Source organism: Candidatus Vagococcus giribetii (assembly GCF_017316185.1).
GTDB classification, from domain to species: Bacteria; Bacillota; Bacilli; order Lactobacillales; family Vagococcaceae; genus Vagococcus; species Vagococcus giribetii.
In genome coordinates this window covers 12,098-28,897 of record NZ_JAFLVX010000017.1, presented here as the reverse complement: position 1 = coordinate 28,897, position 16,800 = coordinate 12,098, and the positions used below count along the sequence as shown (strand labels likewise).

Below are 16,800 nucleotides of genomic sequence, written 5' to 3'. Positions count from 1 at the left end.
AATATGGTCATGCAAGTACTGATCCTAACTTTGGCGCTGGCGGTTTTGGTGACTTTGGCGGCGGTGGTTTCGGTGGTTTTGAAGATATATTTGAATCATTCTTTGGTGGTGGCGGAGGAAGAAATAGCAATCCAAACGCACCAAGACAAGGAGCTGATTTGCAGTATACTTTAGACTTGAGTTTTAACGAAGCTATTTTTGGTTTAGAAAAAAATATTCGTTTTAACCGTGAAGATGACTGTACAACATGTAGTGGTAGCGGGGCTAAACCTGGTACGCAACCTGAGACATGTTCTAAATGTCATGGATCAGGCCGAATTAATGTAGAACGTCAAACGCCACTTGGACGTATGATGAGTCAACAAACCTGTGATCTTTGTCAAGGTAAAGGTAAAGTGATTAAAGACAAATGTTCAACATGTAATGGGGCAGGAAGAATTGTTAAATCTCACACAGTGAAAGTAAACGTTCCTGCTGGTGTTGAAGATGGTCAACAAATGCGTCTGGCTGGACAAGGTGAAGCTGGATTTAATGGCGGACCATATGGTGATTTATTCGTTGTCTTTAGAGTAGAAGATAGTCCGATATTCGATCGAGAAGGGGCAGAAATCTTTTATGAACAAAGAATTTCCTTTGCTCAAGCAGCATTAGGAGATGAAATTGAAGTACCAACTGTTCACGGAAGAGTGAAATTGAAAATTCCTGCTGGAACTCAAACAGGTACATCTTTCCGATTGAAAGGTAAGGGTGCACCTAAATTAAGAGGTAGTGGCAATGGAGATCAACGTGTGACAGTTCTTGTTGAAACACCAACAGATTTAAACGAAGCTCAGAAAAAAGCTCTTAGAGAGTTTTTAGTAGCTAGTGGTGATAAAGCTGTGGTTGAACAAGAAGAAGGTTTCTTTGATAAAATGAAAGATGCCTTTGGTGCAGGTGGAAAAAAGAAACGTAAGTAATGACATAAAAGAGTAACTCTTAGGAGTTGCTCTTTTTTTTGAAAAAAAAGCTTGCAATTTGTTAAATGACCAAGTAAAATCTAAATAGTAATAATTACGATTTAAAGGAGAATGACATGAAGAAAATAATAATGTTGGCATCTTTGATGCTAGTAACAATAGGTTTAGCAGCGTGCGGTAAAGAGGAAGTGGCAAAAGATAAAGAGCAACTTAAGATTGTGACGAGTTTTTACCCGATGTATGATTTTACTAAACAAGTGACTCAAGATAAAGCCGATGTGTCTATGCTAATTGACGGAGGCCTAGAAACACATGATTACGAGCCAAGTGCAAAAGACATGGCTAAGATTCAAGATGCCGATGTGTTTATTTACAACTCCAATGAAATGGAAACATGGGTAAAAGATGTGTTGAAAAATATTGATACATCAAAAGTTCGTGTGATTGAAGCAAGTGAAGGTATTGAGTTATTGAGTGGTGAAGCATCACATGAAGAACATGGGGATGAAGAAGACCACGAAGGCCACGATCACGAACATGATCATGATCATTCTCATGCTTATGACCCACATGTATGGTTAGATCCTGTCTTAGCTAAAAAAGAAGTAGAGACTATTACTAAGGGATTAATTGCTTCTGACGAGGCTAATAAAGAGGTTTATCAAAAAAATGCTGATGCTTACACAAAACAATTAGATGAGTTAGATGCGTCATATAAAGAAGCTTTTAAAGATGCAAAAGTCAAAAAATTTGTAACACAGCATACAGCGTTCTCTTATTTAGCTCATGAGTATGGCTTAGAACAAATCGCAATTTCTGGTTTATCACCTGATCAAGAACCAACGCCTAAAGAGTTGAAAAAAATTCAAGACTTAGTTAAATCAGAAAACATAGATGTGATTTATACTGAAAGTTCAGCATCAGAAAAAATTGCTAAAACTGTAGCTGATGCGACAGGAGCTCAACTTGCTGTACTTAATCCAATGGAGAGTGTCTCTAAAAAAGACCGTGATAGCGGAGTGAACTATGTTAGTATTATGACAAGTAACTTAGAAGCGTTAAAATTGTCAGTTAAATAGAAGAAAAGAAATAAGGATAGTCTAACTATCTTTATTTTTTTGTCAAAAATTAGTTAAGATAGTTTATAATGGAGCCTATTGGAGGTAGTGAATAATGAATAAAATGAATCATAAGATGCGTGGGATTATGCTAGCAATCACAGGTGCTATTTTTTGGGGTGGTTCTGGTGTCTGTGCCGAGTATATAATGCAAACAAAAGGAATTTCAAGTAGCTGGTTGGTTAGTGTGCGTATGTTAAGTGCGGGCACAATTATATTAAGCTATTTATTTGCAAAAGATGGTAAGAAAGCCTTTGATTTACTAAGAACAAGAAAGAATCGTTTGAATATTTTAGTTTTTAGCCTTGTTGGAGTTGTTTTATTGCAATTTTCTTTTTTTAAAGCAATTGAGTCTAGCAATGCAGCAACAGCAACCATATTACAATATCTATCACCTATTTTTATAGTGATCTTTTTTATTATCGAATCTAAGAAAATCCCGAATAAAATGAGCGTGTTTAGTATTGTGCTCTCTCTTGTTGGAACAGCTCTTTTAGTGACCAAAGGAGATTTGACAAGTCTATCTATTTCAACAGAAGGTTTGTTTTGGGGCTTAATGGCAGGGGTGCTAGGAGCCGTATATATTATTCAACCTAGAAAAATTATGGCTGAATTCGGTACAATTGCCGTGACAGGTTGGGGAATGTTAATTGGTGGTCTAATCTTCCAGTTATACCATCCTGTTTTTAAAGATGTACCAAGGTTAGATATGACAAGCTTATTATTAATCAGTTATATTGTTGTATTTGGGACAGTATTTTCATATATATGTTTACTCCACAGTACTCGTTTTATCCCAGCTCAGTTTTCAAGTCTGTTGACTTCTTTTGAGCCACTAAGTTCAGCTCTTTTTTCAAGTCTGTTTTTAGGGTCAGTTATTTTACCCATTGAAGTTGTGAGTATGTTGATTATTATTTTTGCTGTCTTTCTACTCTCACGGAATGGTGATATGGAATAAAGGTAAAATTTATTTTAATTTAGTCTGAAATGAGCTATAATAAAGAAGATTAAAAACTGTGTGTTTTTTATGCAGTTGGATTATTAGGAGGTAGTTTCATGTCAAAACAACAAATCGGTGTTGTCGGAATGGCAGTCATGGGTAAAAACCTAGCATTAAATATTGAAAGTCGAGGATATTCAGTTTCTATTTTTAATAGAACAGCATCTAAAACAGAAGATGTGATAAAAGAACATCCTGAGAAAAAATTAGTTGCTACCTACACAATCGAAGAATTTGTAGCTTCTTTAGAGAAACCAAGACGTATTATGTTAATGGTACAAGCAGGAAAACCAACTGACTTAACTATTCAAAGTCTATTACCTCATTTAGATAAAGGAGATATCCTTATCGATGGAGGAAATACATTCTTTAGAGATACAATGAGACGTAACGAAGAATTAGCTAATTCAGGCATTAACTTTATTGGTACTGGTGTTTCTGGTGGTGAAGAGGGTGCGTTAAAAGGTCCTTCTATGATGCCAGGTGGACAAAAAGAAGCCTATGAGTTAGTGAAACCTATTTTTGAACAAATCGCTGCTAAAGCAAAAGATGGTGAGCCTTGTGTGACTTACATTGGACCAAATGGTGCAGGTCATTACGTAAAAATGGTACATAATGGTATTGAATATGGTGATATGCAATTAATTGCTGAATCATATGATATCTTGACTCGTGTATTAGGTTTATCTGTTGAGGAAGTAGCAGAAATCTTTACTGAGTGGAATGAAGGAGAACTTGATAGCTACTTAATGGAGATTACTTCTGATATTTTAACAAGAAAAGACGATTTAGGCACAGGAAAACCAATTGTTGATGTTATTCTTGATGCTGCAGGTAATAAAGGAACTGGTAAGTGGACAAGCCAAAATTCATTAGATTTAGGAACACCGCTACCATTAATTACTGAATCTGTTTTTGCTCGTTATATCTCTGCTCTTAAAGAAGAACGTGTAGAAGCAAGTAAAGTTATTCCAGCACCAAAAACAGCAAGTTTCACTGGCGATAAAGCGGTTTACGTTGAAAAAATTCGTCAAGCATTATATTTTAGTAAAATCATGAGTTATGCGCAAGGTTTTGCTCAATACCGTATGGCTAGTGAAGAGTATGGTTGGGACTTAGAGTATGGTGAAATTGCTAAGATTTTCCGTGCAGGTTGTATCATTCGTGCTCGTTTCTTACAAGAGATTACAGATGCTTATGATCGTAACCCAGAACTTAAAAACTTGTTATTAGATGAGTACTTCTTAGATATTACTCAAAAATACCAACAATCAGTTCGTGATGTTGTAGCTCTTGCAGTACAATCAGGTGTACCATCACCTACATTCTCATCAGCTATTGCCTATTTTGATTCTTATCGCACAGCTGATTTACCAGCAAATATTATCCAAGCGCAACGTGACTACTTTGGAGCTCATACTTACTTACGTAAAGATCGTGAAGGTGTGTTCCATTACGATTGGTACGGAGCTGATAACAAATAATTCAAAAAACTTTCATTCTTTGTAATAAAAGAATGAAAGTTTTTTTATTTTTCAACCATTAGTTGATTGTATAATAATTTATAAGTTGTTATCATAAATAGTACCAATAAAGTGAAGATAGATATCTTATTTAAAAGGGTGCTTATTTGTTGCAAAAGAACATTCATTCGTATAAGATAGAAGTCTGATTTATTTTAGAAAGAGGGGTAGTACATGTCATTATTATTAAAAAAAGTTAAAGGGCATAGTGGATTAGTTCTGACGTCATTTTTAATGACTTGTTTAATGGTTACATCACAGTTATGGCAACCGAAGTTATTACAAAAAGTCATGACAGCCATCATGAACGAGGACAATCAAGAGTTGAAGAGTGTTGGGATTACACTGATTGTAGTTGCTATTATTGGATTAATTGCAGGAATTTTAAATACTATTTTAGCAGCCAAAGTGGCTCAAGAAGTAGCATCTGAGATTAGAGCAGATGGCTTCAAGAAGATTCAAACCTTTTCATTTACAGATATCGAGAAATTCTCGACAAGTAATTTAGTGGTTCGTCTAACAAATGACATTAATCAAATCCAACAAATTGTTATGATGACCCTACAAAGTATTTTGAGAATTCCAATATTATTTATTGGTAGTTTTATTTTGGCTATGATGACCTTACCTAAATTATGGTGGGTAATTATTGTTCTTGTTGTACTCGTTTTATTAACGGTTATGTCTTTATTTGGCTTAATGGGTAAACATTTCACTAAAATTCAAGGATACATTGAAAAAGTGAATAGCATTGCTAAAGAAAATTTAACTGGTATTCGAGTGGTTAAATCATTTGTCCAAGAAAAAAATGAAATTGATAAGTTTACAAAAGTATCAGACAAATTAGCGAAACATACCATTACTGTAGGAAACTTATTTTCTATCATGATTCCAACATTTATGTTGATTTCAAGTTTAGCTATTGTGACATCTATCTATTTTGCAGCAGATTTAGCAACAACTGACTTAGAAGTTATTGGTGCGATTGTGTCGTTTATGAATTACTTAATGCAAATCATGATGAGTATTATCATTGGAGGTATGATGATGATGATGGCTTCTCGTGGGATGGTTTCATTGAAACGTCTAAATGAAGTATTAGAAACAGAGCCTACATTAAGCTACCGTGAAGAGGGAGCCACAACGATTCAAAATGGTGATGTTGTCTTTAATAATGTTAGTTTTACTTACAGTGGAGATGACTTACCAACACTTAAAAACATTTCTTTTAAAGCGACAACAGGTGAATCAATTGGGGTTGTAGGTGCGACTGGTGCTGGTAAATCAACATTAGCCCAAATGATTGCTAGAATGTATGACCCAACAGAAGGGAATATTCTTGTTGGCGATGTAGATTTGAAAGATGTTAGTAAAGCAGATTTAAGAGAAAATGTAGCGCTTGTCTTGCAAAAAGCGATTTTATTTTCAGGAACAATTGCTGACAACTTAAGACAAGGCTCTAAAAATGCAAGTGACGATGATATGAAAAAAGCATCTCGTATTGCTCAAGCAAGTGAATTTATTGAGCGTCAAGCAGATGGTTTCATGAGTCCAGTAGAAGAGCGTGGTTCTAACTTCTCAGGAGGTCAAAAACAACGTCTATCTATTTCTCGTGGGGTTATTGGAGAACCAAAAGTTTTAGTATTAGATGATAGTACAAGTGCTTTAGATGCTCGTTCAGAGAAATTAGTTAAAGAAGCATTAGCTAATGAGTTAGATCATACAACTACCTTTATTATTGCTCAAAAAATATCTTCAGTGGTTCAAGCAGATAATATTTTAGTATTAGATGAAGGTCGTCTAGTAGCTCAAGGAACACATAAAGAGTTACTACAAACAAGTGATGTGTATCGTGAAATTTACGAAACTCAAAAAGCAAAGGAGGTTGAATAAAATGTCAAAAAAATCAACGAAGAAAAATAGTGTCACTAAATTCTTTTGGTTTTATTTAAAAGGCTATAAATGGCAATTATCAATCATTACAATAGCCATTATTTTTTCAACTTACCTACAAGTAAAGGCGCCTGAATACACAGGGAAAGCCATTGAAGAATTAGCCACTTATGCAGGTACTTTTGTGACAACTGGTTCAGCAGATAAATCACCATTTGTGTCAGTGATTAAATTACTAGTTGGTTTATACGTGATGAACTTTGTCGCGATGTTTATCCAAAATATTTTAATGTCTCAAGTAACAGGTCGTTCTACGAACCATATGCGTATTAACTTGTTTAAAAAGTTAGAAAAAATGACGATTGAATATTTTGACACTCATCAAGATGGTGAGATTTTAAGTCGCTTTACTAGTGATTTAGATAATATTTCAAATACAATGAATCAAGCCTTGATTCAAGTGTTAACAAATATTTCGATGATGATTGGTGTTCTGATTATGATGTTTAGAGCCAACGTTGAAATGACTTGGGCAACATTAGCTATTTCTCCAATTGCGGTTATTATTGCAGCTGTCATCATCAAAAAAGCAGAAACAAATGTGGCTGTCCAACAAGATTTTGTTGGTAAGTTAAATGGTTATATTGATGAGAAAATTTCTGGTCAAAAAGTTATTATTACTAATGGATTAGAAGACGAAACAATTGAAGGGTTTGAAGAATTAAACCAGGAAGTGAAGAAAGCAACTTTCAAAGGGCAAGTTTATTCAGGTCTCTTATTCCCAACAATGCAAGGTATATCTTTACTTAACACAGCAATCGTAATCTTCTTTGGTGGTTACTTAGTCTTAGATGGTAACATGGATAAAGCTGCTGGTTTAGGTTTGATTGTTATGTTTATTCAATATTCACAACAATTCTATATGCCGTTAACTCAAATCTCGTCACAATTTAGTATGTTGCAATTAGCCTTTACAGGTGCAAGACGATTAAACGAAATTTTCGATGTTGAAGATGAATTTGAGCGTCCAAATACAGTTGATATTGATGGTGTTCATAAAGAAGTAGCCTTAGAAAATGTTGATTTTTCTTATGTAGAAGGCACACCAATCTTAAAACAAGTTAATTTAAAAGCTAAAAAAGGTGAAATGGTTGCCTTAGTTGGTCCAACTGGATCAGGTAAAACAACTGTCATGAACCTTCTAAATCGTTTCTACAATGTAAATGGTGGTAGTATCAAGATTGATGGTCAAGATATTCGTGATATTTCTCTTGAGAGTCTACGTTCTAACATTGGGATTGTGCTTCAAGAATCAGTTCTCTTTTCAGGAACTATACGTGATAACATTGTTTTTGGTAACCGTGAAGCAACTGAAGAAGAAATGATTGCCGCTGCCAAACAAGCTAATATTCATGAATTTATTATGAGCCTTGAAAAAGGTTATGATACTGAAATTAACGATGAAAATAGTGTGTTTAGTGTAGGACAAAAACAATTAATGAGTATTGCACGTACGATATTAACAGAACCTTCTTTATTAATTTTAGACGAGGCAACAAGTAATGTGGATACTGTAACAGAAAGCCGTATTCAAAAAGCCATGGAAAATATTATTAAAGGTCGTACTAGTTTTGTGATTGCTCACCGTCTAAAAACAATTTTAAATGCAGATTATATTATTGTTTTAAATCAAGGTGAAGTGATTGAAGAAGGCACTCATGAGCAATTATTAGAAGCTAAAGGGTTCTACGCAGAACTTTATGAAAATCAATTTGTTTTTGAATAGAAAGATGAAAGATATTCTAATTTTTTAGAATATCTTTTTTTTTATAAGCTTCATTAAATGAAAAATATGGTTCTCATAATAGATTTTTCTCATAAAAGTCGTTATAATAGTTATGATATAAGAAAAAGATGATAAGTATCTTAGAAAGGCATGTGTATTTATGTCAAATAGAATATTAATAGTTGAAGATGAGAAAAACCTAGCTCGTTTTGTGGAGCTTGAATTAAAACATGAAGGGTATGAAACAGAGGTTCATTACAATGGTCGTACAGGCCTAGAAGCTGCGCTTTCTGGTGAATGGGATGCCATTCTTTTAGATTTAATGTTACCTGAATTAAACGGATTAGAGGTGTGTCGCCGTATCAGACAATCTAAAAACACACCGATTATTATGATGACAGCTAGAGACTCTGTGATTGATAGAGTATCTGGTTTAGATCATGGGGCAGATGATTATATTGTCAAACCATTTGCTATTGAAGAATTATTAGCAAGACTTCGCGCATTACTTCGCCGAATCGATATTGAAGGCGATAAAAACATTACGAAGCAAACAACAATTAATTACCGTGATTTAACCATTGAAAAAGAAAATCGAGTGGTTCGTCGTGGAGATGAAATTATTGAGTTAACCAAACGTGAGTATGAGTTGTTACTTATTTTAATGGAAAACATTAATGTGGTGCTTTCTCGAGATGTGTTGCTTAATAAAGTTTGGGGTTACGAGATTGAAGTTGAAACGAATGTTGTAGATGTCTACATTCGTTACTTGAGAAATAAAATTGATGTATCTGGTGAAGACAGCTATATTCAAACTGTCCGTGGAACTGGATACGTTATGAGATCTTAATCATGAAATCATTTAAAAATATAGAGCTGCCACCGAAGTTTTCTTGGCGCTCTATTACTTTTAAGTGGACGATTCTAACAGCATTGGCGATTTTTGTCTTGTTTACGATTTTTGCATTTGTCACTTATAGGACAAGTACGCAGATTATCGTAGAACAAGAAAAAACCCAGTTTAATCAAACAATGGATGAAGTTGAAAATCGGTTATCTCGTTCAGAATACCCACTTACTTTAAATAGTACTGTCTTTTATTTGAAGGAGTCTACTGGGAATTTTGACCGCAATAAATACTACGACCGTGAAACACTTGAAGCAAGTTTGATGCAATTAAATAGTTTTATATCAGAACTATCTCAACCAGAGTTAAATGCGAAAGTGTATGGTGTTGATCATCGTTTGTTGTTTGAGACTAAAAATGCCTATCTACCTTATGATGAGGATGAACAAAAGGTAACAAATATTCAAACAGTTGACGGATTAGCAGGACTGATTTTAACCAAACCAGTTTATTCTGCTAAAACAGGAGATTTGATTGGTTACGCCCAAGGTTTCTTTGAATTGAGTAGTTATTACGATGTGAGTAAAAAATTATTAGATACCTTGATTGTATTAGAAATTGTAGGTGTGCTATTTAGTCTGATTTTAGGTTACTTGTTGTCTAGTTATTTTACGAGTCCGTTAAGAAAAATGTCTAAAGTCTTAAATAGTATTGAAGAAGCCCATAAAACAGGTGAGAGAATGCCAGTTCCAAAAGGAAATGACGAGATTTCAGATTTAGCGAATGCCTTTAATGACATGTTAGCTAGAATGCAAAAATTTATTTTACAACAACAACAGTTTGTTGAAGATGTTTCTCATGAGTTGCGTACGCCTGTAGCCGTTATCGAAGGACATATAAATCTCTTAAACCGTTGGGGAAAAGATGATCCTGAAGTATTAGCTGAGTCATTAGACGCTTCTTTACAAGAAATCACACGTATGAAGAGTTTAGTTCAAGAGATGCTAGATTTATCTCGAGCAGAGCAGTCAGAGTTTCATTATTCAGATAAAACCACAATGGCTAAAGAAGTAATACATACAAATGTCGGCAACTTTAGAATGCTTTACCCAGAGTTCACATTTAATTTAGATGATGACCTAACAACTGATGTGGAAGTAAAAATCTACCGCAATCACTTAGAACAAATTCTGATTATTTTATTAGACAATGCCGTGAAGTACTCAACTGACAGAAAAGAAATTTTGATTTCTATGTCTAAGTCTTATCAATCACTTGAAGTCATGGTTCAAGACTTTGGTGAAGGTATTTCAAAAGAGAATTTAGATAAAATATTTGACCGTTTTTACCGTGTAGATAAAGCGCGAGCAAGAAACACGGGAGGAAATGGTTTAGGGCTGTCAATTGCCTATCAGTTAGTCGATAATTACAATGGAAGCATTCACGTGAAGAGTGTTGAAGATCAAGGGGCCTCTTTTACGTTCACGTTACCATTAGTGACGAATGAGCCAAAAATTGAAGAATCGGAACAACCAACTGAAGAGAATGCCTAATGAAAGAGGTTGTGACATGAATTAAACTTGATGTCACAGGCTCTTTTTCTTTATTTTTAGTAAAAATAAAGAAGTGATTATGTTATACTATTGAAGTGAATAAAAGCATGTACTTTGTAAAGGGAGGGAATTAAATGGAAATAGAAAAAACCAATCGAATGAATGCTCTGTTTGAATTTTATTCAACCCTTTTAACTGAGAAACAAATGAACTACATTGAGTTATACTATGGAGATGATTTGTCCTTAGGTGAAATTGCCGAAGAATATGGTGTTAGTAGACAAGCTGTCTATGATAATATCAAACGAACAGAAAAACTATTAGAAACTTATGAAAAGAAACTTCATTTGTATTCAAATTATATTGTTCGAGAAGAGATGATTGAAGTTATTAAAGAAAAAATAACCAATGATCCCGTTGATAAAGAAGAAATTAATGACTTATTAGATAAAATTCAAGAAATTGAAGAAGACTAGGAGAGAATAACAGTGGCATTTGAAAGCTTAACAGATCGCTTACAGGTAGCGATGAGTAAATTAAAGAAAAAAGGTACGGTGAAAGAAGAAGACGTAAAAGAAATGATGCGCGAGATACGTCTGGCTCTTCTAGAAGCCGATGTTAACTTACAAGTTGTTCGTGGTTTCACGAAACGTGTAGGTGAGCGTGCTGTTGGGATTGAGATTTTAGAATCTTTAAATCCAACACAACAAATTGTTAAAATTGTTGATGAAGAATTAACAAAAGTGTTAGGTTCAGAAGCAGTTGCATTAAATAAATCACCAAAAATTCCAACAATCATTATGATGGTTGGTTTACAAGGTGCGGGTAAAACAACTTTTGTTGGGAAATTATCTAATTTCTTGAAGAAAAATGAAAATGCTCGTCCTCTTTTAATTGCAGGTGACGTGTATCGTCCAGCTGCCATTGACCAATTAAAAGTAATCGGTCAACAATTAGATATTCCTGTTTTTGATATGGGAACAGATACAGATCCAGTTGAAATTGTTCGCCAAGGTCTAGCTTTAGCTAAAGAAAATAAAAATGATTACGTGTTTATTGATACGGCGGGTCGTTTGCACATTGATGAACACTTAATGGATGAGTTAAAACGTATTAAAGAGTTTGCTCAACCTAACGAAATCCTGTTAACAGTTGATGCTATGACAGGGCAAGATGCTGTTACTGTTGCTGAGAGCTTTAACGAGCAACTTGACGTGACAGGGGTTGTTTTAACTAAGTTAGATGGGGACACTCGTGGTGGGGCTGCGCTATCTATTCGTGCGATTACTGGTAAACCAATTAAATACATTGGTACTGGTGAAAAATTAACTGATGTTGAAGTGTTCCATCCAGATCGTATGTCTTCTCGTATTTTAGGTATGGGAGATATGTTAACCCTGATTGAAAAAGCACAACGTGAATATGATGAAGATAAAGCTGAAGAGTTAGCTAAAAAAATGCGTGAAAACTCATTTGACTTCAATGATTTCATCGAACAACTTGATCAAGTTATGGGTATGGGACCTATTGAAGATTTATTAAAAATGATTCCTGGTATGAATAATGTTCCTGGTTTAGATCAAATCAATATTGATCCAAAAGAAGTGGCTCGTAAAAAAGCAATTGTCTTTTCAATGACACCTCAAGAACGTGAAAATCCTGAACTATTAAACCCAAGTCGTCGTCGCCGTATCGCTGCAGGTTCTGGTAACTCTGTAGTTGAAGTTAACCGCATGATTAAACAGTTTAATGAATCTAGAAAAATGATGCAACAAATGAGTAAAGGTAACATGCCACCTGGAATGGAAAACATGATGGGAAATGGCATTCAAGGTAAACTTGGTAAGATGGCCATGAACAAAATGATTAAGAAAAATAAGAAAAAAATGAAGAAAAACAAGAAGAATAAAAAGAAAAAATAACATAATTATTAAAGATTGACTAGAAATAGTCAGTCTTTTTCCTATTTATTGGAGGATAAGTATAAAAAAAGCAGGAATGACTTGTTATTTATGAAAAAATTTGTTTAGAATAAGGCATAAAGGAGGTATTTTTTATGATGAAAGATGCGACGTACCTTGGGAATTTAATTAAAAGTGGTGACATGTCTTCCATTGAGGCATTAGAGGAGATGGAGAGAAGAGCAAAAGCTCAACCAGAACTAAATGCCTTTGTTGAGCTTGATATTGATAAAGCGAAAGCTGATTTGGCTAAAAGAAGTAAAGTTAATCAAGAACAACCTTTTTTTGGTGTTCCGTATCCTTTAAAAGATGTGGGACAAAGTAAAGAGGGGTTTGCTCAAACGTTTGGTTCAAAACTCTTTAAAAAAAATATCTCTCAACAAACCAATAATTATACAAAAAAAATAGAAGAAGCAGGGTTTATTCCTTTTGGAGTAACGACAGCGCCAGAATTTGCGTTTAAGAATGTAACAGATGCTGAGATTCATGGAGTAACCAAGAATCCACGGGACTTAGAACGTTTCTCTGGAGGAAGTAGTGGAGGAGCGGCTGCAGTGGTAGCTTCAGGTATTTCACCAATTGCTGGAGCTAGTGACGGTGGTGGTTCTATTCGAATTCCTGCTAGTTTTTCAGGTCTGATTGGATTCAAACCGAGTCGTGGTGTCATTACGACGGGACCGGATGATTACCGTAGCTGGCAAGGAGCTTCTGTCAATTTTAGCTTAAATGTTTCTATTAGAGACACTCAGCGTATGTTGAATGTACTTAAGGTAGACAATCAGTATTCGCCGTTTATTAAACCAGTGGCTAAATTACCTGTAGTTAATCGACCTTTGAAAATCGCACTTTGTACAGAGTCACCAGTGGGGAATCCAGTTAGTGATGAAGCGATTCAGGCGGTGACGGAAGCTGCTCATTTTCTAGAATCATTAGGACATGTGGTTGAGGAAGTAACTTATCCTGTTGATGGCAATCGTTTGATCAGAAGTTATTATCAAATGAATGGCGGCGAAACGGCGGCGATGTTTGAAACCATGAGTGAAGGCTTTGGTCGTCCTATTTTAAAAGAGGACATGGAGTTAATGACTTGGACGATTTATCAGTATGGTCAACGCCTATCTGCTGCAGATTATTCGAAATCTTTTGGTTATTGGGATCAAGCAGCAGTTACAATGGAACAGTTATTTGAAACCTATGATTTATTCCTATCTCCAACAGCTACAACAGCGGCACCTAAGATATCAGAAGACTTGCAAAGTGACCTTATTCGAGAAAAAATGAATCATGCGTCTGAGTTTAATAAAGAAGAATTAGGTAATCTAGTTTATGAGATGTTTGAAAAAAGCCTCTGGATTACGCCTTATACGCAGTTGGCTAATTTGACAGGTCAACCTGCTATTAGTTTACCAACGTATATGACTGAAAAAGAAGGATTACCTATTGGTATTCAGCTTATGTCAAGTAAAGGAAATGACCGCTTGCTACTTGAAGTTGGTCAGTGGTTTGAAGATTTACAACGCTTATTGATACCAACTTGTTATAGACATTAATACACGAACCTCCTAGTCTTTTTTACCAAAAAAGTGCTAGGAGGTTTGTTTGTTATTCGCTAGCAAATCGACAATCTAAATGTTGTAAAACATCAGTTATGAAAAAATGATTTACAAATTGTGAACTAATTAATAAGTGGATTAGAGGTTCTTGTAAACTAGTGTAAACGCTTACTTTAAGTGGTATCCTTTTCTTATATCGAAAGGAGAGTTATGAATGAAAAAATGGATTGGCATTTTAGGTGGAGTTATTTTATTTAGTACAGCAACATTGACAGCTGAAGCCTGTACCACTGTTTTAGTTGGGAAAGATGTTTCTTACGATGGGTCAACGATCATTGCAAGAAATGAAGACATGGGTACAGCCTGGGCCAAGCACTTTGTTGTACGACCTGAAAAATCTTTAGAAAGAGACTATGTTTCTAAAGGAAATGGCTTTAAAATGACATTACCAGAAAATAATATGCGCTATACAGCCATGCCTGAATGGGATGTATCAGAAGGGATGTATGAAGCAGCAGGAGTTAATAGTAAAAATGTATCAATGAGTGCGACAGAATCTGCTACTACAAAAGAAAGTGTGTTAAAACTAGACCCACACGTAGAAGATGGTATGGCAGAGGATTCTATTGTAACTTGTGTCCTACCTTATATTACATCAGCTAAAAATGGTGTGGAGTATTTAGCTAAAATTGTAGAAGAAAAAGGATCTGCAGAAACCAATGGTATTATTTTCTCAGATAAAAATGAAATTTGGTATATGGAATTATTAACTGGTCATGAATGGGTGGCAGTTCGAGTACCTGATGACCAATACGCTGTGATTGCTAATACACTTTCTATCCAACAAATAGACTGGAATGATAAAGAAAATGTGATGTATTCTAAAAATCTGAAATCATTTATCGAAAAAAATAAATTAGCTGATAAGGCAGAAAAAGCATCTATGAGAGAAGTGTTTGGCGATCTAGAAGAAGATGGTCATTACAATACACCACGTGTTTTAGCTGGACAAAATATCATTAGTCCTTCATTAAAACATGAATTAACAGAAGAAAGTTTTAATTTATTTGAAAAACCAGATGAAAAAGTCACTCTTCCTAAAGTTGAATTTGTTCTTAGAAATCACTACAATGGCACTAAATATGATACTTATGAAGGTAGTGAGCCTGAAAAATTCAGACCAATCAATGTCCCAAGAACAATGGAATCTCATATTATCCAAGCCCGTAATGATGTGCCAGAAGAAATTAGTATGGTTCAATGGGTATCTATGGGTGTTCCTGATACAAGTTCTTACGTTCCGTTCTATACAAATATTACTGAGACACCAAAAGAATATCAAATGGGTACAGATAAACCAGATGCTGAATCAGCTTACTGGACTTATCGCATGACAAATGTGTTGACTGTCCCTTATTATGCAGAGTTTAAAAAAGAAGATGTGCTTCCTGTTAGAAAAGAAGTTCGCAAGCATTTAGATGAAGAGTTAGCTAAAACAGATAAAGAAGCTGAAAAAATCATCAAAGAAAATCCTGAAGCACTGCAAGAGTACTTAACCAAATCAGTTAAAGGTTTTTCTGATTATTCTTTAGGTAAGTACAAAGAATTAAACAGTGACTTAATCATTAAGAGCACTGAAAAAACAAAAGTAGATCATAAAAAGTCTTTATAACAAAGACGTTATCCTAAGTTTTATGATGACTCCTAGAAAGATAGTTGCACGCTATCTTTCTAGGAGTTTTTTTGCTTGTTAGTTCGTTTTGCTTTGGTTAATTGAACTAGGCGTATATAATAGATTGTAAGGGCTATCATTCTTAACTAGTATAAAGGAGGAATTTGAATGAGATTAAAAAACAAAGTTGCTTTGATCACCGGTGCTTCTATGGGGATGGGGAAATCTCATGCTGATTTATTTATCAAAGAAGGTGCCACAGTATATGTTGCTGATATTAATGACGAAGTAGGTAAACAAACTGTTGAAGAATTAGGAGAAAAGGCGCATTATGTTCATCTAGATGTGACAAAAGAGAGTGATTGGGAAGACGCCATGGCTTTAATTGAGAAAGAATCTGGTGTGCTAGATATTTTGATTAATAACGCTGGTGTTGTTTTCTTTAAACCAATCCTTGAAACTACTGTTGAAGAGTACATGCGAATTATTACGATTAACCAATTATCTGTCTTTTTAGGGATGAAGCATGCTCAACCCCTACTTGAAAAAAGTGGGGCGGCTTCAGTTGTTAATATTTCGTCCATTGAAGGTCTTGAAGGAAGTATTGGAGGGGCCGCTTATGTCAGTTCGAAATTTGCAGTTTGTGGGTTGACTAGAGTAGCAGCCCTTGAGTTAGCTGAGAAAAATATCCGTGTTAACTCCGTTCACCCTGGAGCTGTTATGACGCCGATGATTACTAATGCCTCAGGTGGTCAGAAAAAAGCCATTGAAACTTTCAAAGAGACCATTCCTATGAAGCGAATGGCTGAAGCAAGAGAAATATCCAATTTAGTTTTGTTCTTAGCATCTGATGATTCGTCTTATACAACTGGAAGTGAGTTTTTAGCAGATGGTGGTAATTTAGCTTAAAAAATTTTGGAGCTGGCCGATTTTGGTCA

General features: G+C 34.9%; 13 protein-coding genes. All 13 read left to right on the top strand.

Annotated features, from left to right (window positions below; all coding sequences use genetic code 11):
* On the top strand, positions 1 to 956 hold a 956-nt coding region (dnaJ, locus tag DOK76_RS06630; RefSeq protein ID WP_206966042.1), incomplete at its 5' end, for a molecular chaperone DnaJ.
* A 116-nt stretch (positions 957 to 1,072) separates the two neighbouring features.
* Positions 1,073 to 2,035 carry a metal ABC transporter substrate-binding protein gene (locus DOK76_RS06625; protein ID WP_206966040.1) on the top strand — a complete coding sequence of 321 codons (963 nt, stop codon included), beginning with the start codon at positions 1,073 to 1,075 and terminating at the stop codon, positions 2,033 to 2,035.
* Between the two features lie 94 nt (positions 2,036 to 2,129).
* Entirely contained in the window at positions 2,130 to 3,032 is a 903-nt protein-coding gene (locus DOK76_RS06620; RefSeq protein WP_206966038.1) for a DMT family transporter, read from the top strand.
* A 98-nt stretch (positions 3,033 to 3,130) separates the two neighbouring features.
* A complete protein-coding gene (gnd, locus tag DOK76_RS06615) occupies positions 3,131 to 4,558 on the top strand; it encodes an NADP-dependent phosphogluconate dehydrogenase (protein ID WP_206966036.1) in 1,428 nt (475 codons plus the stop codon).
* A 213-nt stretch (positions 4,559 to 4,771) separates the two neighbouring features.
* The gene (locus DOK76_RS06610; RefSeq protein ID WP_206966035.1) at positions 4,772 to 6,490 is read left to right on the top strand and encodes an ABC transporter ATP-binding protein; all 1,719 of its coding nucleotides are present in this window, start codon (positions 4,772 to 4,774) and stop codon (positions 6,488 to 6,490) included.
* 1 nt (position 6,491) lies between these two features.
* On the top strand, positions 6,492 to 8,276 hold the full coding sequence (locus DOK76_RS06605) for an ABC transporter ATP-binding protein (RefSeq protein WP_206966033.1): 1,785 nt from the start codon (positions 6,492 to 6,494) through the stop codon (positions 8,274 to 8,276).
* A 160-nt stretch (positions 8,277 to 8,436) separates the two neighbouring features.
* Positions 8,437 to 9,126: a response regulator transcription factor gene (locus tag DOK76_RS06600; protein WP_206966031.1), complete on the top strand. Its 690-nt coding sequence runs from the start codon at positions 8,437 to 8,439 to the stop codon at positions 9,124 to 9,126.
* A 2-nt stretch (positions 9,127 to 9,128) separates the two neighbouring features.
* Positions 9,129 to 10,676, top strand: coding sequence for a HAMP domain-containing sensor histidine kinase (locus tag DOK76_RS06595; RefSeq protein ID WP_206966029.1), 1,548 nt, complete (start codon positions 9,129 to 9,131; stop codon positions 10,674 to 10,676).
* Between the two features lie 134 nt (positions 10,677 to 10,810).
* Positions 10,811 to 11,152 carry a putative DNA-binding protein gene (locus DOK76_RS06590; protein ID WP_206966027.1) on the top strand — a complete coding sequence of 114 codons (342 nt, stop codon included), beginning with the start codon at positions 10,811 to 10,813 and terminating at the stop codon, positions 11,150 to 11,152.
* Between the two features lie 12 nt (positions 11,153 to 11,164).
* Positions 11,165 to 12,598: a signal recognition particle protein gene (gene ffh / locus DOK76_RS06585; protein ID WP_206966025.1), complete on the top strand. Its 1,434-nt coding sequence runs from the start codon at positions 11,165 to 11,167 to the stop codon at positions 12,596 to 12,598.
* 137 nt (positions 12,599 to 12,735) lie between these two features.
* Positions 12,736 to 14,187: an amidase gene (locus DOK76_RS06580; RefSeq protein WP_206966045.1), complete on the top strand. Its 1,452-nt coding sequence runs from the start codon at positions 12,736 to 12,738 to the stop codon at positions 14,185 to 14,187.
* Positions 14,188 to 14,404: 217 nt separating this feature from the next.
* Positions 14,405 to 15,862, top strand: coding sequence for a C69 family dipeptidase (locus DOK76_RS06575; protein ID WP_206966022.1), 1,458 nt, complete (start codon positions 14,405 to 14,407; stop codon positions 15,860 to 15,862).
* A gap of 168 nt (positions 15,863 to 16,030) precedes the next feature.
* Positions 16,031 to 16,771 (top strand): glucose 1-dehydrogenase, encoded by a 741-nt coding sequence (locus DOK76_RS06570; RefSeq protein WP_206966020.1) that lies wholly within the window; start codon positions 16,031 to 16,033, stop codon positions 16,769 to 16,771.
* Positions 16,772 to 16,800: the final 29 nt, after the last annotated feature.

Bases quoted from the DNA above. Each gene is read 5' to 3' on its own strand.
- DOK76_RS06625 (WP_206966040.1), top strand. From the start codon at position 1,073: ATGAAGAAAATAATAATGTTGGCATCTTTGATGCTAGTAACAATAGGT.
- DOK76_RS06600 (WP_206966031.1), top strand. From the start codon at position 8,437: ATGTCAAATAGAATATTAATAGTTGAAGATGAGAAAAACCTAGCTCGT.
- DOK76_RS06595 (WP_206966029.1), top strand. From the start codon at position 9,129: ATGAAATCATTTAAAAATATAGAGCTGCCACCGAAGTTTTCTTGGCGC.
- DOK76_RS06570 (WP_206966020.1), top strand. From the start codon at position 16,031: ATGAGATTAAAAAACAAAGTTGCTTTGATCACCGGTGCTTCTATGGGG.
- DOK76_RS06575 (WP_206966022.1), top strand. From the start codon at position 14,405: ATGAAAAAATGGATTGGCATTTTAGGTGGAGTTATTTTATTTAGTACA.
- gnd (WP_206966036.1), top strand. From the start codon at position 3,131: ATGTCAAAACAACAAATCGGTGTTGTCGGAATGGCAGTCATGGGTAAA.
- DOK76_RS06620 (WP_206966038.1), top strand. From the start codon at position 2,130: ATGAATAAAATGAATCATAAGATGCGTGGGATTATGCTAGCAATCACA.
- DOK76_RS06605 (WP_206966033.1), top strand. From the start codon at position 6,492: ATGTCAAAAAAATCAACGAAGAAAAATAGTGTCACTAAATTCTTTTGG.
- DOK76_RS06580 (WP_206966045.1), top strand. From the start codon at position 12,736: ATGAAAGATGCGACGTACCTTGGGAATTTAATTAAAAGTGGTGACATG.
- DOK76_RS06590 (WP_206966027.1), top strand. From the start codon at position 10,811: ATGGAAATAGAAAAAACCAATCGAATGAATGCTCTGTTTGAATTTTAT.
- DOK76_RS06610 (WP_206966035.1), top strand. From the start codon at position 4,772: ATGTCATTATTATTAAAAAAAGTTAAAGGGCATAGTGGATTAGTTCTG.